General features: G+C 67.8%; 25 protein-coding genes and 1 other annotated feature. Of the genes, 17 read left to right on the top strand and 8 right to left on the bottom strand.

The window, feature by feature from the left end:
- The first annotated feature begins 161 nt into the window (after positions 1 to 161).
- The 4 genes from GVY41_RS16630 (at position 162) to GVY41_RS16620 (ending at position 3,774) form a co-directional block, all read left to right on the top strand.
- Positions 162 to 2,291: a catalase gene (locus GVY41_RS16630; protein WP_229726099.1), complete on the top strand. Its 2,130-nt coding sequence runs from the start codon at positions 162 to 164 to the stop codon at positions 2,289 to 2,291.
- A 135-nt stretch (positions 2,292 to 2,426) separates the two neighbouring features.
- Entirely contained in the window at positions 2,427 to 2,585 is a 159-nt protein-coding gene (locus GVY41_RS20130) for a hypothetical protein (RefSeq protein WP_163535506.1), read from the top strand.
- 12 nt (positions 2,586 to 2,597) lie between these two features.
- Positions 2,598 to 2,828 (top strand): hypothetical protein, encoded by a 231-nt coding sequence (locus GVY41_RS16625; protein ID WP_161348140.1) that lies wholly within the window; start codon positions 2,598 to 2,600, stop codon positions 2,826 to 2,828.
- Between the two features lie 79 nt (positions 2,829 to 2,907).
- Positions 2,908 to 3,774, top strand: coding sequence for an urea carboxylase-associated family protein (locus tag GVY41_RS16620; protein WP_161348141.1), 867 nt, complete (start codon positions 2,908 to 2,910; stop codon positions 3,772 to 3,774).
- Positions 3,775 to 3,778: 4 nt separating this feature from the next.
- Here the strand turns inward: GVY41_RS16620 and GVY41_RS16615 are convergent, their stop codons facing one another.
- The gene (locus GVY41_RS16615) at positions 3,779 to 4,759 is read right to left on the bottom strand and encodes an aldo/keto reductase (RefSeq protein WP_161348142.1); all 981 of its coding nucleotides are present in this window, start codon (positions 4,757 to 4,759) and stop codon (positions 3,779 to 3,781) included.
- 295 nt (positions 4,760 to 5,054) lie between these two features.
- Here GVY41_RS16615 and GVY41_RS16610 point away from each other — a divergent pair, with 295 nt between their 5' ends.
- Complete coding sequence (locus tag GVY41_RS16610) at positions 5,055 to 5,621, top strand: permease (RefSeq protein WP_229726100.1); 567 nt, start codon at positions 5,055 to 5,057, stop codon at positions 5,619 to 5,621.
- A 5-nt stretch (positions 5,622 to 5,626) separates the two neighbouring features.
- Positions 5,627 to 5,854, top strand: a complete 228-nt coding sequence (locus tag GVY41_RS16605; protein ID WP_229726102.1) for a thioredoxin family protein — start codon at positions 5,627 to 5,629, stop codon at positions 5,852 to 5,854.
- Positions 5,855 to 5,922: 68 nt separating this feature from the next.
- Here GVY41_RS16605 and GVY41_RS16600 read toward each other — a convergent pair whose 3' ends face one another.
- From GVY41_RS16600 to GVY41_RS16580, 5 genes are all read right to left on the bottom strand, one after another.
- The gene (locus GVY41_RS16600) at positions 5,923 to 6,777 is read right to left on the bottom strand and encodes a universal stress protein (protein ID WP_161348143.1); all 855 of its coding nucleotides are present in this window, start codon (positions 6,775 to 6,777) and stop codon (positions 5,923 to 5,925) included.
- A gap of 12 nt (positions 6,778 to 6,789) precedes the next feature.
- Positions 6,790 to 8,280, bottom strand: a complete 1,491-nt coding sequence (locus GVY41_RS16595; RefSeq protein ID WP_161348144.1) for a SulP family inorganic anion transporter — start codon at positions 8,278 to 8,280, stop codon at positions 6,790 to 6,792.
- Positions 8,281 to 8,343: 63 nt separating this feature from the next.
- Positions 8,344 to 8,399: a sequence feature (sul1 is cis-regulatory element that is thought to sense ions involved in sulfur or methionine metabolism; They are found in Alphaproteobacteria), on the bottom strand.
- 151 nt (positions 8,400 to 8,550) lie between these two features.
- Positions 8,551 to 9,924, bottom strand: coding sequence for an aspartate aminotransferase family protein (locus tag GVY41_RS16590; RefSeq protein ID WP_161348145.1), 1,374 nt, complete (start codon positions 9,922 to 9,924; stop codon positions 8,551 to 8,553).
- An 18-nt stretch (positions 9,925 to 9,942) separates the two neighbouring features.
- Complete coding sequence (locus GVY41_RS16585; protein WP_161348146.1) at positions 9,943 to 11,439, bottom strand: NAD-dependent succinate-semialdehyde dehydrogenase; 1,497 nt, start codon at positions 11,437 to 11,439, stop codon at positions 9,943 to 9,945.
- Between the two features lie 122 nt (positions 11,440 to 11,561).
- The gene (locus GVY41_RS16580; protein ID WP_170301221.1) at positions 11,562 to 12,047 is read right to left on the bottom strand and encodes an Lrp/AsnC family transcriptional regulator; all 486 of its coding nucleotides are present in this window, start codon (positions 12,045 to 12,047) and stop codon (positions 11,562 to 11,564) included.
- A 77-nt stretch (positions 12,048 to 12,124) separates the two neighbouring features.
- On the opposite strand from GVY41_RS16580, the gene ehuR reads away from it, so the two are divergent.
- From ehuR to GVY41_RS16525, 11 genes are all read left to right on the top strand, one after another.
- Positions 12,125 to 13,510, top strand: coding sequence for a MocR-like ectoine utilization transcription factor EhuR (ehuR, locus tag GVY41_RS16575; protein WP_161348147.1), 1,386 nt, complete (start codon positions 12,125 to 12,127; stop codon positions 13,508 to 13,510).
- 153 nt (positions 13,511 to 13,663) lie between these two features.
- Positions 13,664 to 14,449, top strand: a complete 786-nt coding sequence (gene ehuA / locus GVY41_RS16570; RefSeq protein WP_161348148.1) for an ectoine/hydroxyectoine ABC transporter ATP-binding protein EhuA — start codon at positions 13,664 to 13,666, stop codon at positions 14,447 to 14,449.
- 68 nt (positions 14,450 to 14,517) lie between these two features.
- Positions 14,518 to 15,351 carry an ectoine/hydroxyectoine ABC transporter substrate-binding protein EhuB gene (ehuB, locus tag GVY41_RS16565; protein WP_161348149.1) on the top strand — a complete coding sequence of 278 codons (834 nt, stop codon included), beginning with the start codon at positions 14,518 to 14,520 and terminating at the stop codon, positions 15,349 to 15,351.
- A gap of 55 nt (positions 15,352 to 15,406) precedes the next feature.
- On the top strand, positions 15,407 to 16,066 hold the full coding sequence (gene ehuC, locus GVY41_RS16560) for an ectoine/hydroxyectoine ABC transporter permease subunit EhuC (protein WP_161348150.1): 660 nt from the start codon (positions 15,407 to 15,409) through the stop codon (positions 16,064 to 16,066).
- Entirely contained in the window at positions 16,063 to 16,725 is a 663-nt protein-coding gene (gene ehuD, locus GVY41_RS16555) for an ectoine/hydroxyectoine ABC transporter permease subunit EhuD (protein WP_161348151.1), read from the top strand. Before ehuC ends, ehuD begins: the two co-directional genes overlap by 4 nt.
- Positions 16,722 to 17,486, top strand: coding sequence for an ectoine utilization protein EutA (eutA, locus tag GVY41_RS16550; RefSeq protein WP_161348152.1), 765 nt, complete (start codon positions 16,722 to 16,724; stop codon positions 17,484 to 17,486). Before ehuD ends, eutA begins: the two co-directional genes overlap by 4 nt.
- Positions 17,483 to 18,490: a hydroxyectoine utilization dehydratase EutB gene (gene eutB, locus GVY41_RS16545; RefSeq protein WP_161656918.1), complete on the top strand. Its 1,008-nt coding sequence runs from the start codon at positions 17,483 to 17,485 to the stop codon at positions 18,488 to 18,490. Before eutA ends, eutB begins: the two co-directional genes overlap by 4 nt.
- Positions 18,487 to 19,473: an ectoine utilization protein EutC gene (gene eutC / locus GVY41_RS16540; RefSeq protein ID WP_161348153.1), complete on the top strand. Its 987-nt coding sequence runs from the start codon at positions 18,487 to 18,489 to the stop codon at positions 19,471 to 19,473. The genes eutB and eutC overlap by 4 nt, the downstream gene beginning before the upstream one ends.
- 30 nt (positions 19,474 to 19,503) lie before the next feature.
- Positions 19,504 to 20,685 carry an ectoine hydrolase DoeA gene (doeA, locus tag GVY41_RS16535; RefSeq protein ID WP_161348154.1) on the top strand — a complete coding sequence of 394 codons (1,182 nt, stop codon included), beginning with the start codon at positions 19,504 to 19,506 and terminating at the stop codon, positions 20,683 to 20,685.
- Positions 20,686 to 20,689: 4 nt separating this feature from the next.
- Positions 20,690 to 21,703 (top strand): N(2)-acetyl-L-2,4-diaminobutanoate deacetylase DoeB, encoded by a 1,014-nt coding sequence (gene doeB, locus GVY41_RS16530; protein WP_161348155.1) that lies wholly within the window; start codon positions 20,690 to 20,692, stop codon positions 21,701 to 21,703.
- Positions 21,700 to 22,578: a DMT family transporter gene (locus GVY41_RS16525; protein ID WP_161348156.1), complete on the top strand. Its 879-nt coding sequence runs from the start codon at positions 21,700 to 21,702 to the stop codon at positions 22,576 to 22,578. Before doeB ends, GVY41_RS16525 begins: the two co-directional genes overlap by 4 nt.
- 1 nt (position 22,579) lies before the next feature.
- Here GVY41_RS16525 and GVY41_RS16520 read toward each other — a convergent pair whose 3' ends face one another.
- A complete protein-coding gene (locus GVY41_RS16520; RefSeq protein WP_161348157.1) occupies positions 22,580 to 24,139 on the bottom strand; it encodes a GTPase in 1,560 nt (519 codons plus the stop codon).
- Positions 24,126 to 25,235 carry a GTPase domain-containing protein gene (locus tag GVY41_RS16515; RefSeq protein ID WP_229726104.1) on the bottom strand — a complete coding sequence of 370 codons (1,110 nt, stop codon included), beginning with the start codon at positions 25,233 to 25,235 and terminating at the stop codon, positions 24,126 to 24,128. Before GVY41_RS16515 ends, GVY41_RS16520 begins: the two co-directional genes overlap by 14 nt.
- Positions 25,236 to 25,434 lie beyond the last annotated feature (199 nt).

The following is a 25,434-nucleotide window of genomic DNA, read 5'->3' as shown; positions in this document are numbered from 1 at the left end:
TCCGCGGCAAGGGAACATTCTGCGCCCTGCGCGATTGTGCTCCTGCCCACGGACAGACCACCATGCCATATCCCCCAGCCCGTGATGCGCCCCCGCGTCACGGCCAGCCGGTGCCTGTCCCGTCCCCGCATGCGCTTGCCGCGCCCAGCCAGGAGCCTGACATGCCCGCCGATATGCCGACCGACCCCAAACCGCTTTACCCCGCCACCTCGGAAAGCCAGACGAGCCACGATGTGGTCGAGCGTCCGCTGAGCCCCGGCGAGGGCGGCGAGACCCATCAGCAGCCCGATGCGGGCGGCCCCACCCTGACCACCTCGCAAGGCGCGCCCGTCGCCGACAACCAGAACACCCTGCGCGGCGGCACCCGTGGCCCGGCGCTGCTGGAGGATTTCCACTTTCGCGAGAAGATCTTCCACTTCGACCATGAGCGGATCCCGGAACGCGTTGTCCACGCCCGCGGCTATGGCGCGCATGGCTATTTCGAAACGCTGGAGGCGATCCCCGAGCTGACCTCTGCCAACCTCTTCCAGGAGGCTGGCCAGATCACCCCCGCCTTCGTGCGCTTCTCGACCGTGGCGGGCAACAAGGGTTCGCCTGACCTCGCGCGCGACGTGCGCGGCTTTGCGGTGAAGTTGTATACGCAGGAAGGCAACTGGGACATCGTCGGCAACAATATCCCCGTCTTCTTCATCCAGGACGCGATCAAGTTCCCCGACCTGATCCATGCCGCCAAGGACGAGCCCGACCGCGGCTTTCCGCAGGCGCAGACGGCGCATGACAACTTCTGGGACTTCATCTCGCTGATGCCGGAATCGATGCACATGGTGATGTGGATCATGTCCGACCGCACCATCCCGCGCTCGTTCCGGTTCATGGAGGGGTTCGGCGTTCACACCTTCCGCATGATCAATGCCAAGGGCGAGGGCACCTTCGTCAAGTTTCACTGGCGCCCCAAGCTGGGGATGCAGTCGGTGCTGTGGGACGAGGCCCTGAAGATCAACGGCGCCGACCCCGATTTCCATCGCCGTGACCTGTGGGATGCCATCCAGTCCGGAGATTTCCCGGAATGGGAGCTGGGGCTGCAGATCTTTGACGATGCCTTTGCCGATGCCTTCCCCTTCGACGTGCTCGACCCCACCAAGATCATCCCCGAAGAGGATGTGCCGCTGCGCATCGTTGGCCGCCTGGTGCTGGACCGGATGGTGGACAACTTCTTTGCCGAGACCGAGCAGGTGGCGTTCATGACGCAGAACATCGTGCCCGGGATCGACTTCACCAACGACCCGCTGCTGCAGGGCCGGAACTTCAGCTATCTGGATACCCAGATCAAACGCCTTGGCGGGCCGAACTTCACCCATATCCCGATCAATGCCCCGCGCTGCCCGTTCCACCACTTCCAGCAGGACGGCCATATGGCGATGCAGGCCCCGAAGGGCCGCGCCAATTATGAGCCGAACAGCTGGGCGCAGGGCGGCCCGCGCGCCGACCCCAAGCGCGGCCATGTCAGCTTCCCCGAAGAGCTGTCGGGCGAAAAGCGCAAGGTGCGCCCCGAAAGCTTCGCCGACCATTACAGCCAGGCGCGGCAGTTCTACATCAGCCAGACCCCGCTGGAGCAGACCCATATCGCCGACGCGCTGATCTTCGAGCTGTCGAAGGTGCAGGCGCCCGAGATCCGCGAGCGGGCGGTGGCGCATCTGCCCAACATCGACACGGGGTTGGCGCAGAAGGTGGCGGATGGCCTTGGGATGAAGGCGGTGCCGAAGGCGCATACTCCCGCCAAGGCCCCGATCGAGACGATGCCCTCCGACGCGCTGTCGATCCTGAAGAAGGCCCCCGGCTCGTTCAAGGGTCGCAAGATGGGCATCGTGATGACCGATGGCATCGACGCGGGCCTGCTGAAAGCGGTGCAAGATGCGGTGCTGGCAGCGGGCGGCGTGGTCGAGCTGATCGCGCCCAAGGTTGGCGGCGTGGTCGCGGCGGACGGGACCGAAATCCCGGCGCAGCAGAAGATCAACGGCGCCCCCTCCGTCGTCTATGACGCCGTGGTGGTGCTGGCGTCGGAGGAGGGCGCGGCAGAGCTGGCCGCCCTGCATCCGGCGCGCTGCTTTGCCGCCGATGCCTTCGCCCATGCCAAGTTCATCGGGCTTGGCGGCGCGGCCGGGGCGCTGTTCGACGCGGCCGGGGTCACCGCCCGCGACGGCGGCATGATGGAACTGGCCAAGCCCGCGGATGCCAAGGCCTTCGTCACCGCCTGCGCCGATCTGCGCTTCTGGGAGCGTGTGGCGTTGTGACAACGGCGGGCGGCTTCACGGCCGCCCGCACTTGCTGCGTTGCAGCATAGTCATGGCGAGGTTGCAGCATTGGGCCTACTCCCTGCCTGCAAAGGGCTTATCTGCACTGCAACCGCAATGTCAGGAACCCCCGCCATGACCCCCGCTACCCCGCAGACCCCCGCTCAACCTATCACCCTGGCCGAAGCCGCCAAGGCCACCCCGGCCTATTTCGCACCCGAACCCGCCGGCACCGTGAAGCTGCGCGAACTGTCGGCGCTCGAGCAGATGTATGGCTATTACGAAGCGGCCTGATCCGGCCTTCCCATGCCCCTGCTGATCCTCGGCTTCACCGCCTTCTTCGTGCTGGCCTGGTGGTGGCGCCGCAGCCGCACCCTGACGCGGATGTGCGTCTGGCGTGAAGACCGCCGCCGCGCCGCACCGGGGGAGAGCTTTCACCACTGCCTCACCTGCGGCGCCGAACAGGCGCTGCCACTGGGGCAAGAACCGCGCCACTGCCTGCGAAATCCGCAAGCTGCGCCACCGCCGCAAGAATAGCCGCACCCGAACGAACCCAAGGCTTCCGCTGCACCCCTCGCCGCGCCATGCTGCGCAGCGAAAACCGCAGCGAGGCGCCATGAAGACCAACCCTCCAGACACCGCCGCCCCCGCCGATGCCGACGCCCGCCACGCGCTGGCGCCGGTGATCTGCTACCCGGTGGACACGCTCCCCCAGCCGCCGATGGCGCTCTACCGCGCCGCGCGTAGCGCGCTGCAGCCGGTGGCCGAGGTCATCGTCCCGCCCCGCGATGCCGCCTGCTTCCACGTCCCCGCCGGGCATTTCTTCCGCATCCACTCGACCCAGGGCCCCCAAGTCGGCGACCTGAACCTGTGGAACGCCGCCGACCTGACGGAGCGGTTCTATTCCGGCAAGACCCGCGCCCTGCATGGCACGCATCTGTCCACCGGCGACCGGCTGTGGTCCAGCTTCCCGGCGATGCGCCCGCTGGCGACGATCACCCATGACACGCTCGACTGGTATGGCTTCGACGCCTTCGGTGGCGCCGTGCATGACGTGATCGGCACCCGCTGCGACCCCTATACCCATGCCCTGCTGTCAGGTGGCGGGCAGTATCACCACTGCTGCCACTCCAACCTGACCCGCGCTTTGGCCGCGGAAACCGGCCTGCCGCTGGCCGAGGCCGAGCGGCATGTGCATGACGTGCTGAACGTCTTCATGTGCACCGGTTTCACCCGCGACACCGGGCAGTATTTCATGAAGGCCAGCCCGGTGCGCCCCGGAGACTACCTTGAGTTCATTGCAGAAATCGACCTTCTGGGCGCCCTCTCCGCCTGCCCCGGCGGTGATTGTTCGGCGGAACACTCCAGCGACACCGCCGCCTGCTACCCGCTGCGTGTGGAGGTTCTGCGCCCCGCCGACGGCGCGCTGGACGGCTGGTCCCCCGCGGCTGCCAGCCGGTATGACCGCAGCCACGGGGTATAGGCGCTCAGCAATACCGCTCGACCCCGCGGATCTGATCGTCGGAATAGCGGTCGCCATGGGCAAAGCCGGCCGGCAGCAGCCGGTCGATTTCGGCGAAGTCCTCGGGCGTCAGCTCCAGCTCCCCCGCGCCCGCCAGATCGCGCAGATGCGCGGCGCTGCGGGTACCGGGGATCGGGATCAGATGCGGCCCCTGCGCCAGCACCCAGGCCAGCGCCAGCTGCGCTGTGGGCACGCCCCGTGCCCTTGCATAGGCGCGCAGGCCATCGATGATCGCGGTATTGGCGCTGAAATTCGGCTCCATGAAGCGCGGGTTGCGGGCCCGGAAGCCGTCCTGCACCTGATCCAGCCGCAAAGCGGTATCCCCCATCATGCCCCGCGCGACCGGCGAGAACGGCACAAAGGCCACGCCCAACTCCTTGCAGGCGCGGATCACCCCCAGCTCCGGCTGCCGCGACCACAGTGAGTATTCATTCTGCACCGCCCGGCAGGGATGCACGGCATGGGCGCGGCGCAGGGTCGAGGGCGCCACCTCCGACAGGCCATAGCCGCCGATCTTGCCCTCCTCGATCAGCCTTGCCAGCGTGCCGACCACATCCTCCAGCGGCACCCGGATATCGCGGCGGTGGATGTAGAACAGCTCCACCTGCTCGCGCCCCAGCCTCCGCAGTGAGCCTTCCAGTTCGCTGCGCAAATGCGCCTCGGAATTGTCGAAGCTGCGCGGGGTGCCGTTCACGATGGCCGCCTTGGTGGCGATCACCACCTCGGGTCGGCGGCTGGCCAGCCAGCGGCCGATCACGGTTTCCGACACGCCCATCCCGTAGACATTGGCGGTGTCGAGGAAATCCATCCCCGCCGCCAGCGCCGCATCTAGGCAGGCGTGGCTCTCCGCTTCGGTCGTGGGGCCAAAGGCGCCGGCAAAGGACATGCAGCCAAGGCCGATGGCCGAGACCATCGGGCCACCGGCACCAAGTTCGCGTTTCTGCATAGGGATCTCCATTCAGGGGCGAGCCATCAGACAGGAGCGAATCGGGAGGGTCAAGGGAAGATGGTGAGGCGGGAGCGTCTCGGTTCGAAGCATCTGCTCCGGCAGGTGGGGGCGGGACACATGCACCGGGAGCCGCCATCCGGTGAGACCAGCGGGACCGCCAAAGCTCGTGTATGTGCTCGTCGCCAGCGGTCGCCGTCGGCGCGGCAAGAGGCCGGATGACGCCTCGCGGCTGATCTGGATCACGGACAGGCGCCGCCGCCTCTGCGCAACTGCGCGCAAGAAGCGCGAGGGTGTGTATGTTCGGCTGGATGAACGATCAGTTGCTGCGGATGGACTGGCTGTCGGATCTGATGGCCGCAGGGGTCGCTGCGGTGGGCTGGGCCCGGCCTCGCGCCTTGGCAGATCGGCACAGTTCTTCGTCTATGACGTCATCAAGATCTTCCTCCTGCTGTCGGTGCTGATCTTCGCCATTTCCTATGCCCAAAGCTATTTCCCGCCGGAGCGCACAAGGCGCATCCTTGGTGGGCGGTCGGGGATCGGCGCGAACATCCTTGGCGCGCTGCTGGGAACGATCACGCCGTTCTGTTCGTGCTCGTCGATCCCGCTGTTCATCGGCTTCACCGCCGCCGGGCTGCCGCTGGGGGTGACCTTCTCGTTCCTGATCTCATCGCCGCTGGTCGATCTGGCCTCGGTGATCCTGCTCGCCTCGATCTTCAACTGGCCGATTGCGCTGGCCTATGTCGGTGTGGGGCTGCTGGTGGCCGTAGTCGGTGGCACGCTGTGGCCGCGATCAGGTGCTGGAGATCGTACGCAAGGTCCAGTGTTGTGCATTTCTTGCAGCCAGAGCCGAGGAACTTGATGATCATGGCCAATTTCCTGTCAAATGAACCAATGCGTGATCTCATTGAGGGTGAAACCGATAGACGTCCAATGCCAAAACCGCCGCGGAGCGCAGGACAGGAGGCAGAGATCATCAAGATCACAGATATTGCCGGGCACGGCGTCATGGCCACCCCCGCGCTGATGATCGACGGGCGGCTGGTCTCCTCCGGCATCGTGCTGACGGCGAAGGAGATCGGGCAGCTGCTGTAAGCGCCCCTTCCCAATTCGTTTTGGTCCAAATATCCCGGGGGTCCGGGGGCAGCGCCCCCGGCTTTGGCTCAGCGGTACAGCACCAGCGGGATTTTCACCGCCTGGATCATCGCGGTGGTGGTCGAGCCGATGATCAGGCTGCGGATGCGGCTGTGGCCATAGGCGCCCATCACCAGAAGGTCGAAGCCCTGCTCGGCGATCTTGGCGTTCAGCGCCGCTTCCGGCTCACCGGGTGCGAACTCGGCGGCGGTCTTCAGGCCGACCGCGCGCAGCGCCAGTTCCGCCTCTTCCATGCGGGTCCGCATCGCGGTGGTTTCCTCGCCCGCATGGACCAGCATTACCGACGTGTCTCGGAAGACGACGCTGTCCACCATGCGGGCGATGGCCCTTTGCGTGCTGGCGCTGGCGTCGAAGGCGACCAGCACCCTGGTCACCGGCTTGAACACCCGCGAGGCGACGAAGACCGGCACCTTGGAGCTGCGCACGATGCGTTCGAGGTTGGAGCCGAGATGGTCCGAGGCGAAACCGGATGCCTCTCCGCGCTTGCCGATCACGATGGCGCGGATTTCTGGCTCGAGCTCTGACACGGTCTGCAGCAGGTCGCCTTGCCGAAGCCGCTGGGTAACGGGTCCGGCGCCATCGGCCTCGATGATCATCGCGGCATCTTCAAGGATCGCACGGCCCTTGGCCTGGGCCAGCTTGGCGTTTTGCGCATCCTGCGCGGCCAGCTGCTCCAGCAGGGCAGACCGGGCGCCGAGCTTCAGCGCGCCCGACAGATCGCCGCCGGCGGAGCCTTCGCGGCGGCCAAGGACGTGCAGAAGGTCCACCGAGGCCGACAGCCGGCCCGCGATCCAGGCGGTGTAGTGGCAGACGCTGTGCGAATAGGCAGATCCGTCCACCAGGGCGAGTATCTTGTTGGTCATCATCGTCCTCCCTCAATGCGCCATCAACTTGTCCATCGCGCCCGGCTTGTCATGGATGGCAAGCTTGTCGACGATGGTTTCCGATGCGGCATTCATGCCGGTGATGCTGACCTCCGCCCCCTCGCGCCGGAATTTCAGCACGGCCATGTCCAGCGCCTGAACGGAGCTGATGTCCCAGATATGCGCCCCAGAGACGTCGATTGTCACGCGTTCCAGCGATTCGCGGAAGTCGAAGGCGGCCATGAAGTCTTCGACCGAGCCGTAGAAGAGCTGGCCCTCGACGGTATAGATGCGCTCGCGCCCGTCTGCCGAGAGGGTGGAGGTCACGCGGAACAGCTGCGCGATCTTGCCGGCGAAGAAGATGCCCGACAGCAGCACACCGACCAGCACGCCGATGGCGAGGTTGTGGGTGTAAACGACGGTGGCGACGGTCGCGAGCATGACGATGGAGGAGGAGCGGGGGTGGGTCTTCAGCGCCGTGATCGAGGACCAGCTGAAGGTGCCGATGCTGACCATGATCATGATCGCCACCAGTGCCGGCATCGGGATGCGCCCGACCAGATCGCCAAGCACCACGACCATGAACAGCAGCACCACCCCGGCCACGAAGCACGACAGCCGCCCGCGCCCGCCCGATTTCACGTTGATGATCGACTGGCCGATCATCGCGCAGCCCGCCATGCCGCCGATGAAGCCGGTGGCGGTATTGGCAAGGCCCTGGCCGATGCATTCCTGATTGCGGCTCGATTTCGTGTCGGTCAGGTCATCGACGATGGTCTGCGTCATCAGGCTTTCCAGCAGGCCGACGATGGCGACGGCGATGGAGTAGGGCAGGATGATCGCCAGCGTCTCAAGGTTCAGCGGGATCTGCGGGATCAGGAACACCGGCAGGCTGTCGGGCAGCGCGCCGAGGTCGCCGACGGTGCGCACGTCCCACCCGAAGGCAAAGGTCAGCGCGGTCAGCACGATGATGGTGACCAGCGGCGAGGGGATCGCCGTGGTGAGGCGAGGGAAGAGATAGATGATCGCTAGGCCAGCCGCGACCAGCACATAGGTCAGCATGGTCACACGCGAGGGGTCAAGCTCTGGCAACTGCGCCATGAAGATCAGGATCGCCAGCGCGTTGACGAAGCCGGTCATCACCGATTTCGACACATAGCGCATGACGAAACCCAGTTTCAGCAGGCCCATGCCGATCTGCAGTAGGCCGGCCAGAACTGTGGCGGCCAGCAGGTATTGCAGCCCGTGATCGCGCACCAGCGTGACCATCAGCACCGCCGTCGCGGCGGTCGCGGCCGAGATCATGCCGGGGCGCCCGCCCGCAATGGCGGTGATGACGGCGATGGAGAAGCTGGCGTAGAGCCCGACCTTGGGGTCCACCCCGGCGATCAGCGAGAAGGCAATCGCCTCGGGGATCAGCGCCAGCGCCACGACGAGGCCGGCCAGCAGGTCGCCCTTGATATTGCCAAGCCAGTCCTGGCGATAGGAGGAGAGAGAAATCATGTGGGATCCAATATGCCGGCGCCGCGCGGGCTGCCTGGCTGTCCAGCACGGGGGGCTGGGACGGATTGTCCGGCGGATCGGCGGCCGGAAGAGCCACCCGGGATTGCACCGGGTCCTTGCACTTGCAGCGTGATTACCCAAAGCCGGGGGCCGGTGGCAACCCATCAAGGGCAGTTTTGCGGGGCAAAGCGGCCCTGCCGCCTCGATGTGCAACGCAAAACGCCCGCCAGAGGGCGAGCGTGATGCAAATGCGGCATGGTGGGAACGGACTTAGCCGAGGACGGCCTTCACCGCACTGGCGGCGGCGGCGATCACGGTTTCCGCCTCGGCCTCGGTCAGGCAGAGCGGCGGCGCGAAGCCGAGGATGTCGCCCTGCGGCATGGCGCGGCCGATCACCCCGCGGTCCAGCAGCGCGGCCGACACGGCGGGGCCGATCTTGCGGGCGGGGTCGAAGAAGCGGCGGTCATCCTTGTCCTCGACAAACTCCACCGCCGCCATCAGCCCGTCGCCGCGCACCTCGCCGACGTTCTTGTGCCCGGCCAACGCATCGGCCAGCCCGGCGCGGAACATCGCGCCGGTCACGCGGGCATTGTCCACCAGCCCCAGCTCGTCGATCAGCTTCAGATTGGCGACGCCCGCCGCCGCGCAGATCGGGTGGGCCGAATAGGTCCAGCCGTGCCCAATGGGGCCGAACTCGTCGGATCCCTGCACCAGCACCTGCCACATCCTGTCCGACACGATGGAGCCGGACAGCGGCGCATAGGCCGAGGTGAGGCCCTTGGCGATGGTGATGAGGTCGGGCGTCATGCCGTAATGGTCCGACCCGAACATGGTGCCCAGACGGCCAAAGCCGGTGACGACCTCATCCGCGACCAGCAGGATGTCATACTTGGTCAGCACCGCCTGGATCGCTGCCCAATACCCCGCAGGCGGCGGCACGATACCGCCAGTGCCCAGGATCGGCTCGCCGATGAAGGCGGCGATGGTATCGGGGCCTTCGGCCAGGATCATCTCTTCCAGCTTGGCGGCGCAATGGGCGCTGAACTGTTCCTCGGTCTGGTTGCGATCCTCACGCCGGAAGTAATAGGGTGCCTCGGTATGCAGGATCGGCGCGCGGGGCAGGTCGAAATGCGCGTGGAACAGGGCAAGCCCGGTCAGGCTGCCGGTCATCACGCCCGAGCCGTGATAGCCGCGCCAGCGGCTGATGATCTTCTTCTTCTCGGGGCGGCCGAGGATGTTGTTGTAGTACCAGATCAGCTTGATGTTGGTCTCGTTCGCGTCCGAGCCTGACAGCCCGAAATACACCCGGCTCATATGCGCAGGCGCGCGTTCGATGATCATCTGCGCCAGCGTGATGCTGGCTTCGGTGCCGTGGCCGACATAGGCGTGGTAATAGGCCAGCTCATGCGCCTGCTTGGAGATCGCCTCGGCAATCTCGGTCCGGCCATAGCCGACATTGACGCAGTAGAGCCCGGCAAAGGCATCGAGGCTGCGCTTGCCGTCGCGGTCGGTGATGAACACGCCCTCACCCCCGGCCATCACCCGTGTCGGCGTGTCGCCGCGGGCATGGGCGCCCATATGGGTGGAGGGATGGAAGAAATGGTCGCGGTCCCAGGCAGTCAGGTCATTGTCACGGTCAAGCATGGTAGTCCTTTCGCGCCCTCAGGCGGCGGTGTCGATGCAGAGGTATTTGAGTTCAGTGAAGGCCTCGAGCCCGTGGCGGCTGCCCTCGCGGCCAAGGCCCGATTGCTTCCAGCCGCCGAAGGGCACCGGGCCGCCGGTGATCTTCACGCGGTTGATGGCGACCATCCCGAAGTCCAGCGCGCGGGCCATGCGCTGCTGGCGGGCGCCGCTTTCGGTGAGGACATAGGCGACGAGGCCGTACTCGGTGGCGTTGGCGCGGGCGATCACCTCGGCCTCGGTGTCGAAGGGCAGCACGGCGGCGACGGGGCCGAAGGTTTCCTCGGTCAGGATCTCGGCGCCTTCGGGGATGTCGGCGAGCAGCGTCGGCGCGAAGAACAGCGGGCCGGCTTGGTGGACCGTGCCGCCGGTGATCAGTCGCGCGCCCTTGGCCAGCGCGTCCGTGACCTGCGCCGCAACCTTGGCAACGGCGCGGGCATGCATCAGCGGGCCGATTTCGGTCGCCGGATCGGTGCCGGGGCCGACGCGCAGCGCGGTGATGCGGGCGGCGAAGCGGTCGAGGAAGGCGGGGTAGATGGCGCGCTGCACGAAGATGCGGTTGGCGGCGAGGCAATCCTGCCCCGAGGTGGCGAATTTCGCGTCCATCGCGATGTCCACCGCGCGGTCCAGATCTGCATCGTCGAACACGATCAGCGGGGCATGGCCGCCAAGCTCCATCACCAGCCGTTTCATCGTGGGGGAGCACTGGGCGGCGATCATCTTGCCGATGCCGGTGGAGCCGGTGAAGGACAGGCCCCGGATGCGCGGATCGGCGCAGAGCGTGCCGACGATGGTGGCGGCGTCGCCGGTGATGACGTTGAACACCCCCGCCGGGACCCCGGCGCGTTCGGCCAGTTCGGCCAGCGCAAGGGCAGAGAGCGGCGTTTCCGAGGACGGATGCACCACGCAAGAACAGCCCGCTGCCAGCGCTGCTGCGGCCTTGCGGGTGATCATCGCGGCGGGGAAGTTCCACGGCGTGACCAGCGCCACCGGGCCAAGCGCCTCGCGCCGCACCACCATTTCGGCGCCTTGCAGATGGCTGGTGACGCCTTCGGTGTTCACCCGCTGCGCCTCTCCGGCGAACCAGTCCAGGAACGAGGCGGCATAGTCGATCTCGCCGCGGCTTTCCGCCAGCGGCTTGCCCTGCTCCAGCGTCATCAGCAGCGCCAGATCCTCGCGCGCGGCCAGCATCAGCTCGCCCCAGCGGCGCAGGATCGCGGCACGGTCCTGCGGCAGGCGGTCCCGCCAGGGGGCGAAGGCAGCGCAGGCGGCGGTGATCGCGGCCTCGGTCTCAGGGGCCCCGAGCGCCGCGACATGGGCGAGCGTGTCGCCAGTGGCGGGGTCGGTCACGGCGAAGGCCTCGGCCCCCGCGGCGGCTGTCCAGCGCCCGCCGACATAGGCAAGCTCGCGCAGCAGGGCGCGGTCGGTCAGGCGGGGCGGGGCCGGGTGGTCGGAGGGGCGGGCGCGGAGGGCGGTCATCGGCGGCGTCCTTTGGCTGGGGTCGCCTGAGGATGGCCGGGAAGGCGTGGTGAGAGGGACCAAACTGCGCGCCCGCGACGGGCAATCCGGTCCAGAGGTGGGGCAATGTGTAGAGAGTCTCTCTACCCGCCCGCCAGCAGGGTCACCGGCAGCACGGTTTCTTCCTTCACCGGGCGGGTGACGATATAGGTGAAGTAGCGGTCGATGCCGATCTCCTCGGCCAGCATCCGGTCCACCAGCCGCTGATAGGCGTCGATGTCGCGGGTCATCACCTTCAGGAAGTAGTCGACGCCGCCGCCGACCGACCAGCAGGCCACCACTTCCGGCATCGCGGCCATGGCGCGTTCGAAACGGTCGAAGTCGGTCTGGCGATGCGCGGCCAGCGTCACCTCCATGATGACGGATGTGACGGGCGCGATCTTCCGCGGCGCGATGTGGGCGTGATAGCCGGTAATGATGCCCGCCTTCTCCAGCTTGCGCAGCCGAAGCCAACAGGGGGTCGGCGACAGACCCACCCGCTCGGCCAGCGCCAGCTTGGTGATCCGCCCCTCGCGCTGCACGGCGTCGAGGATGCGCAGGTCGATGGCGTCGAGCTTGATCGGGGTCATGGCGGTCCGTTGCCGGGTGCGGCGGGCGCCGCAGGTTTCCGTTGCAAAATGACATGAGATTGATCAGCTATGCAATCATGACAAATTGGCTGCCTGATCCCGCCCTGCTGACCCGCCCCGCCTATCTGTCGCTGGCCGAGCATATCGCCCGCGCCATCGAGGCGGGAACGCTGGCGGCCGGGGCGCGCCTGCCGCCGCATCGGCGGCTGGCCGATGATCTGGGCCTTTCGGTGCAGACGGTCAGCCGCGCCTATGAAGACCTGATCCGCCGCGACCTGATCGCCGGGGAAATCGGCCGGGGCACCTTCGTGCGCCAGAAGGGCGGCGAGGCGCGCCAGCCCTATCTGCCCGAGCGCAGCGGCGAGCTGATCGACCTGTCGATCCTGAAGCCGGTCTGCGACACGCTGCATCTGGACAAGATCCGCGCCGCGTTCACCTGGCTGGGGGAGTCGCTGCCGGCATCTTCGGCGCTGTCGTTCCGGCCGAACATGGTGATGCCGCGGCACCGGATGATCGGGGCCGACTGGCTGGCCGAAGTGGGGATCGAGGTTCCCGCGCACAACATCACCATCACCAATGGCGCGAGTTCGGCGATCACGGCGGCGCTGATGGGGGTGGCCCCCGTCGGGTCAACCATCGCGGCCGAGGCACTGACGCATCACACGCTGATGCCGCTGTGCGGGTATCTGGGGCTGCATCTGGAAGGTGTGGCGATGGACCAACACGGCATGTTGCCCGCCGCCTTGGACGAGGCGGCGCGGCGCACCGGGCTGCGGGCGGTGTTCCTGCAACCCAACGTTATAAACCCTTTGGGCGTGCAGATGCCAGCGGATCGGCGGGCGGAACTGGTGGCGGTAGCGCGGCGGCATGACCTTGCCATCATCGAGAATGACATCCTGGCGCGCATGGTCGAGGATGCGCCGCCCACCCTCGCCGCACTGGCGCCGGAACGGGTTCTCTACATCCACGGTTTCACCAAGATCACCGTCCCGGCGCTGCGCGTGGCCTATCTGGCCGCGCCCGACCGCTATGCCACGGCAGTGGCGAACCGGCATCTTGTCTCCAGCTGGATGGCGACGCCGCCGATTGTCGAGATCCTCAGCCATTGGCTGCAGGATGGCACCGCGGCAGAGCTGATCGCCTGGCAGCGGCTGCGGCTGGCGGAACGGCACGAACTGGCGCAGCGGGTGTTGCCGGGGCGGGTGCCCGGCGCGCATCCGCAGGCGCTGCACCTGTGGCTGCGGCTGCCTGAAGGCCGGGCCGAGGAGGAGTTCGTGGCCGAGGCGCGGCTGCGCGGCGTCGCGGTGGCGGCGGGCAGTGCCTTCCGCGCCACCGACCGCGGCAAGCGCGATTCGGTGCGGATCGCGCTTGGATCGACCGATCTGGAGGAGCTGCGGCAGGGGCTGTCGATCGTGGGCTCGATGCTGGAGGAGGGCGCCGAGGCTCCGCTGCCCGGCATCTAGGCACCGGCGCCGCCGATCCGGGCAGCACGCGAACTGCGGCGCCACCCAAATTGTCATGATACTATTTTATAAATTGACATGATTTGAAGCCGAGTCAATCGTGCCCCGATCCGAAGGCGCCCGCAGGTGTGCCAGAGACATCGAGGGACCAGCGTGGCCGAACCGATCATCCGCTTCGACAATATCCGCAAGAGCTTTGGCACGCTGACCGTGCTGGATGGGCTGTCCTTCGACGTGATGCCCGGCGAAAAGCTGGCGCTGATCGGGCCATCGGGGTCGGGCAAGACCACGATCCTGCGCATCCTGATGACGCTGGAGAATATCTCGGGCGGGCATATCGAGGTCTGCGGCGAGCAGCTTTACCACATGCAGAAGGCGGGCCGCGAAGTACCGGCGGATGAGGCGCATCTGCACAAGATGCGCCGCCACATCGGCATGGTGTTCCAGCACTTCAACCTGTTCCCGCATAAATGTGTGCTGGACAACATCACCCTCGCCCCGATCCTGACCAAGGGCGAGCCACGGGCCGAGGCCGAAAAGCGCGGCATGGACCTGCTGGACATGGTCGGGCTGGCCGACAAGGCCCGCGCCATGCCCTCGCAACTGTCGGGCGGGCAAAAGCAGCGGGTGGCGATTGCCCGGGCGCTGGCGCTGCAACCGCGGATCATGCTGTTCGACGAGGTCACCTCGGCCCTCGACCCCGAACTGGTCGAGGAGGTGCTGGCGGTGATGAAGCGGCTGGCCAACGAGACTGACATGACCATGCTGCTGGTCACGCATGAGATGGGCTTTGCTCATGAATTTGCCGACCGGGTGCTGTTCTTCGACCGCGGCCACATCATCGAGCAGGGCCCGCCGGACCGCATCTTCACCAATCCCAGCCACGAGCGCACCCAGACCTTCCTGCGCAAGATCATCGCGGCAGGCCACCGGGTCTGACCCCGGCCTGCCTTTCAAAGACGGGCCGCATCAAGATGGCCCACCCCTATCAACAGCGAGGACATCTCATGACATTCCGCTTTACCGCCCTGATGAGCGCCTCGGCCCTCGGCCTTTTGATCGCCGCGCCCGTGCAAGCCGACACGCTGGACGACCTGAAGGAACAGGGCTTCGCCCGCATCGCCATCGCCAACGAGCCGCCTTTCACCGCCGTGGCCGCCGATGGTTCGGTGTCCGGCGCGGCCCCCGATGTGGCGCGCGAGGTGTTCAAACGCCTTGGCGTGCCCGAGGTTGTCGCCTCGATCAGCGAATATGGCGCGATGATCCCGGGCCTGCAGGCCCGCCGCCATGACGCGATCACCGCTGGCCTGTTCATGAAGCCCGAGCGCTGCGCCGCGGTGGCCTATTCCGAGCCGGTGCTGTGCGATGCCGAAGCCTTCCTGCTGCCCGCCGGCAACCCCAAGGGCTTTGCCTCCTACGAAGACATCGCCGCCGATCCCGAGGCGACCATCGGCGCGCCGGGTGGCGGCACCGAGGAGAAGCTGGCGCTGGAAGCCGGCGTGCCGCGCGACCGGGTGATCGTGGTGCCGGACGGCCAATCGGGGCTGAAGATGCTGCAGGACGGGCGGCTTGACGTCTATTCGCTCCCCGTCCTGTCGATCTCCGACCTCATCGCCAAGTCGGGCGATGACAGCGTCGAGATGTTCGCCCCGGTCGTGGGCGCGCCGGTCTATTGCGACGGCGCCGCCTTCCGCAAGGGTGACGAGGCACTGCGCGACGCCTTCGACGTGGAACTGGCGGCGATGAAGGAATCGGGCGAGTTCGCGGCGATCATCGAGCCCTATGGATTCTCGGCAGCCGCCGCGATGTCGACCTCGCGCGCCGAGCTTTGCGGCGAGTGAGCAGCTTCCCCGCGCGGGCGAATGGCGCGCGCGGGGCCTTTGACGGGATGGGTGCATGGGCGACTGGTCGGGATATATCGGGCTGATCTTGCAAGGTGCGCTGGTGACGGCGCAGCTGACGGTCATGGGTACGGCGCTGGCGCTGGTGATGGCCTTCACCGCCGGGCTGGCGCGGCTGGCGCCCTTCGCCCCGCTGCGCTGGCTGGCGCGGGCCTATGTGGAGTTCTTCCGCGGCACCTCGATCTTCGTGCAGCTGTTCTGGGTGTATTTCGTGCTGCCTTTCGCCGGCGTCAGCCTCAGCCCGTTGCAGGCCGGGGTGCTGGCGCTTGGCCTGAACGTCGGCGCCTACGGGGCCGAGGTGGTGCGCGGCGCGGTGCTGTCGGTGCCGCGCGACCAGTTTGAGGCGTGCATTGCCGTCAACCTGAGCCGGTTCCAGCGGATGCGCCACGTGATCTTGCCCCAGGCGCTGCCGCTGATGCTGCCGACCTTCGGCAACAATGCGATCGAGCTCTTGAAGGGCACCGCTGTCGTGTCGCTGATCTCGCTCTCGGACATGACCTTTCAGGCGCAGGTGGTGCGGGCGCAGACCGGATCGACGCTGATCCCCTTCGCCACCATCCTCGTGCTGTACTTCGCCATGTCGCTGCTGATCGGCGCCGGGATGCGCTGGCTGGAACGCCGCGTCACCCGCGGGCTGGACGGGGTGCGGACATGAGCTGGGACTGGGCCTTCGTCTGGCAGATCATGCCGACCCTGCTGCAGGGGCTGAAGATCACGCTGCTGGTCACGGTTCTGGGCGCCATCGTCGCCGCGGTGCTGGGGCTGGTCTTTGCGGTGCTTCGGCGGTCCAGCATCAAACCGCTGGCGCAGGGCACCTCGGTCCTGGTGCAGTTCATCCGCGGCACGCCGCTGCTGGTGCAGCTTTACGTGATCTTCTACGTGCTGCCCGATATCGGCATCCGCCTGCCGGCGCTGGTGGCGGGTGTGATCGGCATCGGCCTGCACTACGCCACCTACGCCGCCGAAGTTTACCGCGGCGGGATCGAGGCGGTGCCGCGCGGGCAATGGGAGGCGGCGCGGGCGACGAACCTGACGATGCGGCAGACTTGGGCCCATGTGGTGCTGCCGCAGGCGGTGCCGCCGATGATCCCGGCGCTGGCGAACTACCTGATCGCCATGTTCAAGGAAACGCCGCTGCTGTCGGCAATCACCGTGCTGGAGTTGATGAATCAGGCGAAATCGGTGGCCAACAGCAGCTACCGTTATGTGGAGCCGATGACGATGGTTGGCGTGTTCTTCCTGGTGATAAGCCTGATCTCTGTGGCGCTGATCAGCCTGCTGGAAGCGCGTTATGGACGAAAGGCAAGCCGATGATCGAAATCCTGACCGCCGGGCGCGCGCCGCGGCTTGACCCGCGCCCCATGCCGCATCGCATCGGGCTGATCGCGCTGGCGACCGACCACAGCATCGAGCCGGATTTCGCCCGCGTGCTGAGGCCCGCGGGGGTCGCCGTGCATGTGAACCGCATCCCCTATGCCAACCCGGTGACGCCCGTCACGCTGGCGGCGATGGAGCCGGGGCTGACGGCTGCGGCCGAACTGATTCTGCCCGGCGAGGCGCTGGATGCGCTGGTCTTCGGCTGCACCTCTGCCTCGGTCGTGATCGGCGATGCCAATGTGCAACGGGCAGTGCAGGCGGCGAAACCGGGCGTGCCCGTGGTCACGCCGATTGCCGCGGCGATTGCCGGGCTGCGGGCGATGTCGGCGCGGCGGATTTCGGTGCTGACGCCCTACAACATGGAAACCTCCACCCCGATGGCCCGGCATTTTGAATCGCAGGGCTTTGCGCTCGACCGCTTCACCTGCCTGGAACTTGAGGATGACCGCGAGATGGCCCGCATCGCGCTGGACGATCTGGTGGAGTTCGCCCGCGCCGCCGTGGCCCCGGGGTCCGAGGCACTGTTCGTGTCCTGCACCGCCGTGCGCGCCGCCGGCATCATCGACCGGCTGGAGGCGGCGACGGGGGTGCCGGTGCTCAGCTCCAACCACGCCTCGGCCTGGAATGTGCTGCGGATCTGCGAGATTGCGGGCGGTGGGCCGGGGCATCTGATGACCCTGCCGTTGGGCGCGCCGTGACCGCCCTGCCCCGGCTCCCGGCGGCGGTAACGCTGGACCAGATCCGCGCCGCCGCGGCGCGCATCGCCCCGCATCTGCGCCGCACGCCGATGGAGCAGGATGCGCATCTCTCGGCGCTGCTTGGGGTGCCGGTCTGGCTGAAGATGGAACACCAGCAGGCGACCGGCGCCTTCAAGCTGCGCGGCGCGACCAATGCGCTGCTGTCGCTGCCGCCCGAGGCGCTGGCGCGCGGGGTCATCACCGCCTCCACCGGCAATCATGGCCGCGCGCTGGCCCATGCGGCGCGGGCGCAGGGGGTGCGGGCGGTGGTCTGCCTGTCGCGGCTGGTGCCGGCCAACAAGATCGCCGCGATCCGCGATCTGGGGGCCGAGGTGCGGATTGTCGGGATCAGTCAGGATCAGGCGATGATCGAAGTGGCCCGCGCCGTGGCGATGGACGGGCTGGCCGAGGTGCCGCCCTTCGACGATGCCGCCGTGATCGCCGGGCAAGGCACGCTGGGGCTGGAGATTGCGCAGGACCTGCCGGATGTGGCGACGGTGCTGGTGCCACTGTCGGGCGGCGGGCTTGCAGCCGGGGTCGCGGCGGCCGTGAAGGGCCTGCGCCCCGAGGTGCGGGTGATCGGGATCACGATGGAGCGGGGCGCGGCGATGGCGGCCAGCCTTGCCGGCGGCCGACCGGTGGAAGTGGCCGAGGAGGCAAGCCTTGCGGATTCGCTCGGCGGCGGCATCGGGCTGCAGAACCGGCTGACCTTTGCCATGTGCCAGGCGCTGCTGGACGATGTGGTGCTGCTGACCGAGGCGGAAATCGCCGCCGGGATGCGCCACGCCTACCGCCATGCTCGGCAGGTGATCGAGGGCGGGGCGGCGGTGGGCATCGGCGCGATCCTCGCCGGGAAGGTCTCGGCGCAGGGTCCGGTGGCGGTGATCCTGTCGGGCGGCAATGTGGATATGGACCTGCATCTGCGGGTGATGAACGGGGCCGATGGGTTGGGGGCTCAGGGATGAGGGATCCGATCCTGCTGCTGACCGAGGCCGACCTGCGCACTCTGGTGCCGCTGGACATGGCTGCGGTGGACTGCATTGAATCCGCCTTCGCCGCGCTGGCGACGCAGGCGGTGGCGATGCCGCCGATCCTGCGGCTGGATATCCCCGAGCACCGCGGCGAGGTCGATGTGAAGACCGCCTATGTGTCGGGCATCGACAGTTTCGCCATCAAGATCAGCCCCGGTTTCTTCGGCAACCCCGCGCTTGGCCTGCCCTCCACCAATGGCATGATGGTGGTGCTGTCGGCCCGCACCGGCCTCGTGCAGGCGCTGCTGCTGGACAATGGCTATCTGACCGACGTGCGCACCGCCGCGGCGGGGGCGGTCGCGGCGAAGCATCTGGCGCGGGCGGATGCGCGCACCGCCGCCATCCTCGGCGCCGGGATGCAGGCGGAGATGCAGCTGCGGGCGCTGGCGCTGGTGCGGCCGCTGACCGGCGCGCGGATCTGGGCGCGGGACAGCGCCAAGGCGGCGGCACTCGCGGCGCGGCTGCAGCTTGGGTTCCCGGTGACGGTGGCCGCATCGGTGGCCGAGGCGGTGACGGGCGCGGATGTGATCGTGACCACGACGCCGGCGACCGCCCCGATCCTGCCCTCGGGCGCCGTGACTGCCGGCCAGCACATCACCGCGATGGGCTCGGATGCCGAGCACAAGAATGAGCTGGACCCGGCGCTGATCGCCCGCGCCCGCTATGTCGCGGACCGGCTGTCGCAGACGGAACGGCTGGGGGAGTTGCACCATGCCATCGCCACGGGCCTCGCGCAGGCGGGGGCGGGATACCCCGAACTGGGACAGGTGGTGGCGGGGCTGGTGCCGGGGCGCAGCGATCAGGCCCAGATCACCCTCGCCGACCTCACCGGCACCGGCATTCAGGATACCGCCATCGCCGCACTGGCGCTGACCCGCGCCCGCGCTGTTGGCGCAGGACAAAGTTTCAAGGTGTGAACCGGGCCACGTGCCCCAAAGGAGACAAAGATGGGTGAGGTTGCGTTGAAGTTCGACCGGGCGGAATATGCCGCGCGGCTGGACAAGACCCGCGCGGCTATGGCGGCAAAGGGGGTAGATCTGCTGATCATCACCGACCCGTCCAACATGAACTGGCTGACCGGCTATGACGGCTGGTCCTTCTACGTGCATCAATGCGTGGTGGTGCCGCCGACCGGCGAGCCGGTGTGGTATGGCCGCGGGCAGGATGCCAATGGCGCGAAGCTGACGGCTTACCTCAAGCACGACAACATCGTCGGCTACCCCGACCATTACGTGCAGAGCACCGAGCGGCACCCGATGGACCTGCTCAGCCAGATCCTGACGGATCGTGGCTGGGGCAAGCTGCGCATCGGGGTGGAGATGGACAATTACTGGTTCACCGCCGCCGCCTTCGCCGCGCTCATGAAGGGCCTGCCGAACGCCAGATTCAGCGACTGTACGGCGCTGGTGAACTGGCAGCGCGCGGTGAAGTCGCCGCAGGAAATCGCCTATATGCGCAACGCCGCCCGCATTGTCGAAGGCATGCACCAGCGCATCTTCGACAAGGTCGAGGTCGGCATGCGCAAATGCGATCTGGTAGCCGAGATCTATGACGCGGGCACCCGCGGCGTCGACGGCATCGGCGGCGACTACCCCGCCATCGTGCCGCTGCTGCCTTCGGGCCGCGATGCCTCGGCCCCGCATCTGACCTGGGATGACAAGCCGATGCAAAGCGGCATGGGCACGTTCTTTGAAATCGCCGGCTGCTACAACCGCTACCATGTGCCGCTGTCGCGCACCGTGTTCCTGGGCAAGCCGACGCAGGCCTTCCTCGATGCCGAACAGGCGACGCTGGAGGGGATGGAGGCCGGCCTTGCCGCCGCGAAACCGGGGAATACCTGCGAGGATATCGCCAATGCCTTCTTTGCCGTGCTGGCGAAATACGGGATCCTCAAGGACAACCGCACCGGCTATGGCATCGGGCTCAGCTATCCGCCCGACTGGGGCGAACGCACCATGAGCCTGCGGCCGGGCGACAAGACGGTGCTGGAGCCGGGGATGACCTTCCACTTCATGACCGGCCTGTGGCTGGAAGACATGGGGCTGGAGATCACCGAAAGCATCCTGATCACCGAAACCGGGGTCGAGTGCTTTGCCGATGTGCCGCGCAAGCTGTTCGTGAAGGACTGACCCGATGCTGCAGCAGATGGTGCGCCCGTCGCCGATTTCGGCGACGGTGGATTTCGATGCGGAGGGGGTGAGCCATGGCTTCCTCCGCCTGCCCTACAGCCGCGACGATGCGGCCTGGGGCTCGGTGATGATCCCGGTGACGGTGGTGCGCAATGGCATCGGGCCGACCGCCCTGCTGACCGGGGGCAATCATGGCGATGAATATGAGGGGCCGATCGCGCTCTTCGACCTCGCGCACAGCCTGCGCCCCGAGGAGGTGACGGGCCGCGTCATCATCATCCCGGCGATGAACCAGCCAGCCTTCGGCGCGGGCACCCGCACCTCGCCCATCGACCGGGGCAACCTGAACCGCAGCTTTCCGGGCCGCCCGGATGGCACGGTTACGGAAAAGATCGCCGACTACTTCCAGCGCGTGTTGCTGCCGATGGCCGATGTGGTGCTGGATTTCCATTCAGGCGGCAAGACACTGGATTTCCTGCCCTTCTGCGCCGCGCATGTGCTGGCCGACAAGATGCAGCAGGACCGCGCCTTCGATCTGGTGCGGGCCTTCGGCGCGCCCTACAGTGTGAAGATGCTGGAGATCGACGCGGTGGGCATGTACGACACCGCCGCCGAGGAGATGGGCAAGTTGTTCGTGACCACGGAACTTGGCGGCGGCGGCACCGCCTGCGGGCGCACCGCCACCATCGCCATCCGCGGCGCGCGCAACCTGCTGATCGCCGCGGGCGTGATGCAGGGCGAGGTGGCGCCGCAGCCGACGCAATGGCTGGATATGCCCGATGCCGATTGCTTCACCTTCGCCGAGGATGCCGGGCTGATCCAGTTTCTTGCCGATCTGGGCGACCGGGTGGAGGCGGGCCAGCCCATTGCCCGGATCTGGCCGACCGGGCGCACCGGCCTGCCGCCACGAGAGCTTTGCACAAGCCGGGCGGGCCTCTTCACCGCCCGGCATTTCCCGGGGCTGGTCAAGCCCGGCGATTGCGTCGCCGTGGTCGCGGTGGAGATCGAGGGGGCATGACCCGCCTTCCGCCCGCCGACATTGCCCGCGCGGTGCTGGTGGCGCTGATCTGGGGCATGGGATTTGTCGTCGCCAAGGGCGCGACCGAGCATTTTCCGCCGATCCTGCTGCAGGCCTTCCGCTTTGCGGTGACGGCGGCGGTCATGGCGGTCTTCCTGCGCAGCCCGGGGCGGGGCAACCTGCCCTGGTTGCTGGCGGTGTCGCTGATCGGCGCCACGATCCAGTATTCCCTCACCTTCAGCGGCGTGCATCGGCTGTCGGCGGGCATCGCCGCGCTGGTGATCCAGCTGGAGGTGCCGTTCCTGGTGCTGCTGGGTGCGCTGCTGCTGGGCGAGAGGCCGAAGCCGCGCCACTGGGTCGGCATCGCGCTGGCCTTTGCCGGGGTGGCCTTCATCGCCGGCAATATCCGCTTTGACGGGGCCTGGGCGGCGCTGGCGATGATGATGGGCGGCGCCTTTTCCTGGGCGCTTGGGCAGGTGATGATCCGCAAGCTGCGCGGCATCAGCGGGCGGGTCATCACCGCCTGGGTCGCGGTGCTGGCGACGCCGCAACTGTTCCTGGCCTCGCTGCTGTTCGAGGACGGGCAGGCCGCCGCCATCGCCGGGGCCGGGCCCGATGTCTGGGCGGCGGTCGCCTATCTGGGGCTGATCATGACCGCGCTTGGCTATTACCTGTGGAACTCGCTGCTGGTGCGGCACGAGGTCGGGCGGGTGGCGCCGTTCCTGCTGTTGCTGCCGGTGTTCTCGGTGCTTGGCGGGGTGCTGTTTCTGGGCGAGGTGCTGTCGCCCCCACAACTGATCGGCGGCGCGCTGGTGCTGTCTGGCGTGGGGCTCATGCTGATCGAAGGGAAGGAGCCGCAGAGGGTGGCGGCGTAACCTACTCCGGCGGCGTCTTGCTGCTGGTGAATGCCCGCCGCGCCAGCCGGCTGCCAAGCCGGCCCGCGCCTTGCAGCACCCCGCGGGTGCTGCGTGCCGCCTCCTTGACCGACCGGCTGCCTCGCCCCGCCGCCATCCGCCGCCGGTTGCGCTGGACCAGCAAGGCATGGCCAAGGCCCGCCTCCATCTCGGTCCGCAGCGGCTCGATATTCCACTCGGGGCTGACCGCGCAGACGGGCAGCGGCTTCAGGCCCCCCATGTCCCCCGCGATGGCGGCCACCGCCCCGGCAAAGACCTGCTGCAACTCGGCCGGCAGGCGGTTTTCCGGGTAGGGCCAGCCGGGTGCCAGCTGGTCGATGCAGCTGGCCACCGCGATGATCTCGGGCCGCCGCCGCGCGGGTTCGGCGGCAAAGCTCGCCTCGAACCGCTGCAGCAGCTCCAGATCGGCAGCGCGCCCGGGGCGGTTGGCGCGCAGCACCCAGACGATCAGGTCCGCCTCGCGCAGCTCTGCCAGCAGCGCCTCCAGACTGCCCGCCGATCCGTCGATACCTTGGCTGTCGATCCAGTGGCAGGGCACGCCGCCGATCGCGGCCTCGTAGGTCACCAGCCCCGGCGTCGTGGGGGCCATGTCGGTCTCGGCCCGGTCATCCCCCAGCAGCGCATTGATCAGCGTCGATTTCCCGGCGCTGATCTGGCCGACGAACACCACCCGCAGCGGGGTATCCGCCTCGGCCATGCGGCCCTGGTCGGCCTCGGTCTGCTCCAGTTCAATCGCCAGAAGTTCCGCGTCCGAGAACCGCAGCCGTCCGGAATACAGCTCCACCGCGGAATAGGCGACCTCCTCCAGCAAGATCGCCTGCAGCACCCCCATCATCTGATCGCTCAGCCAGTCGGAATTGCCGCCCGACACGATCAGCTCCACCTCACGCGCGATGCCCACCGCCGGGTTCAGCATCACCCGCAGCGCCCGGTAGCCATACCAACCGGCTTTGGACACCGAAGACAGGTTGCCCCGGTTGCGCCACAGCCAGTGCAGCGTCTGCAAGGACACGGTGTCGGCAAAGGGCACATGCGCGCGCAGCCGGGCGCGGTAGCGGGTCACGCTGCGCTCGATCAGCAGCAGCGCCTCGGGCAGGGTGAAGTCGAGCGCGGTGCGGCTGCCAAAGCCCTTCGCCACCTCATCGACGATGCCAAGCGCAAGGTCCGGCAGCGCCTCCCATGGCTGGGCGGTGGCGGTGGTGGCCTCGATCTTGCGCCGGGCGCGGTCGAAGGCGGCGGCCTCTTGTGGCAGCCAGTCGGGATTGGCGCTGACCGCCATGTCGGCGGCCAGATCACCCACCGTCACCGGAGCGCGGCGGCGGCGCCGTGCAATCCACCGCAGCAGCGTGACGGTGCCGCCGAACACGCCCGCCACGCCGACGAAATGCAGCAGGTATCCTTGCTGGCCCAGCCACAAGAACCCCAGCAGGCTGGTCACGGCAATCGGCAGCGCCAACGTGGCGATCACCAGCAGCCGGTCCCATCGCAGCAGCGCGCGGCGGATCCGGTCAGGAAGCGTCATGGCGGCCCTGAGCCAGCGCGCCCTTGTAAAGCGTGCGGATGGTCCCCGGCGTCACCGCCTGCCCCTCGCTGATTCCGTGCAGATAGGCAGCCGCCGCGCGGCCAAGCGCATAGGTGGCGGCAAAGCTGATCGTGCCGGCGGCGGCCGCCCCCGCCGTCTGGCCAAAGACCGGGATCAGCTTGGCCAGCTGCCGCAGCCCATAGCTGGCGCCATAGCGCAGCGCCGCGCCGGTCCCAAGTGCGGCGGCGAACTCGTAGAACCGCGCCCGCGTCCATTCCACGCCATAGCGCGCCGCCAGCGCCCGCAGCATCGCCGCCTGCACCCCGGGCACCGCGACGGCGCCCACCACCGGCGCCACGTCTGCGGTGCCAGCGGCACCAGCATACCACAGCACCTCGGCCCGGTTGGTGGCCCAGCGCGCCGGCTCCCCGGCCCGGTACTCCTCGCGCGCGAGGGCCAGCGCCACCTCGGGCATCATCTCGTCCAGCAAGGCGGTGAGGGGCTGCACCGCCTCGGCCGGGATCGGGTCCACGTTCGGCAGCGACAACTCCACCTGCCGCAGCGGCGCCCCCGCTGCCTTGTCGAACAGCGCCTGCGTGCGGGCGCGGGCGCGAAATCGTTCCTGCGCATCCCCCAGCAGGTCGGCGCCGGTATGCACCACCAATGCGCTGAGCTTGCCCTGCCGCCGGCGCAGCGTGGCCAGCATATCGGCCACCTCGCCCTGCACCGGGTCATCGAGCCGGGCGACCACAAGAATCAGATGCGAGGCCCTTTGGCACAGCGCCAGATCATCGGCCGGGTCATAGCCCGCCTCACCCAGACCGCGCGTATCCAGGAAGCGCATCAGCGGATGGGCCTGCGGAAAATCGAACTGCATCGAGGCGCGGGTGCAGGGGGCAAAGCCGTTGCCGACCACCACCTCGGGCAGGCCGGTCAGCGCCCGCACCAGCGTGGACTTGCCCGCGCCGGTCTTGCCCAGCAGCCAGATCACCGGCAGCGGCCGCCCGGTCATCTCGGTGGTCAGCTCGGGCGGCAGCTCTGTCGGGGCAGAGGGGGCCGAGAGCTGTCGCCACAGGCGTTCGAACCGATATCTCAACAGGCACCTCCGGGGCGGGCAACAGGGCCCAACGCCAGTATGCGCCCCGTCGTTCCAGCCGCAAGCGGGATCGGGAGGGACTGTTCCCGGCGCGATCAGGTGACTTGCCGGTGGCAAGTCACCCGCGTCGGTTGCCCGAAGGCGCAAGCCGCAGGGCAAGGGGGGTGCGACCTGGACCGAAGGGTGCCAAATTCTGAGG

The sequence above is a fragment of the Frigidibacter albus genome (genome assembly GCF_009908165.1).
GTDB lineage: Bacteria > Pseudomonadota > Alphaproteobacteria > Rhodobacterales > Rhodobacteraceae > Frigidibacter > Frigidibacter albus.
This window is presented reverse-complemented; position numbering and strand designations above follow the sequence as displayed.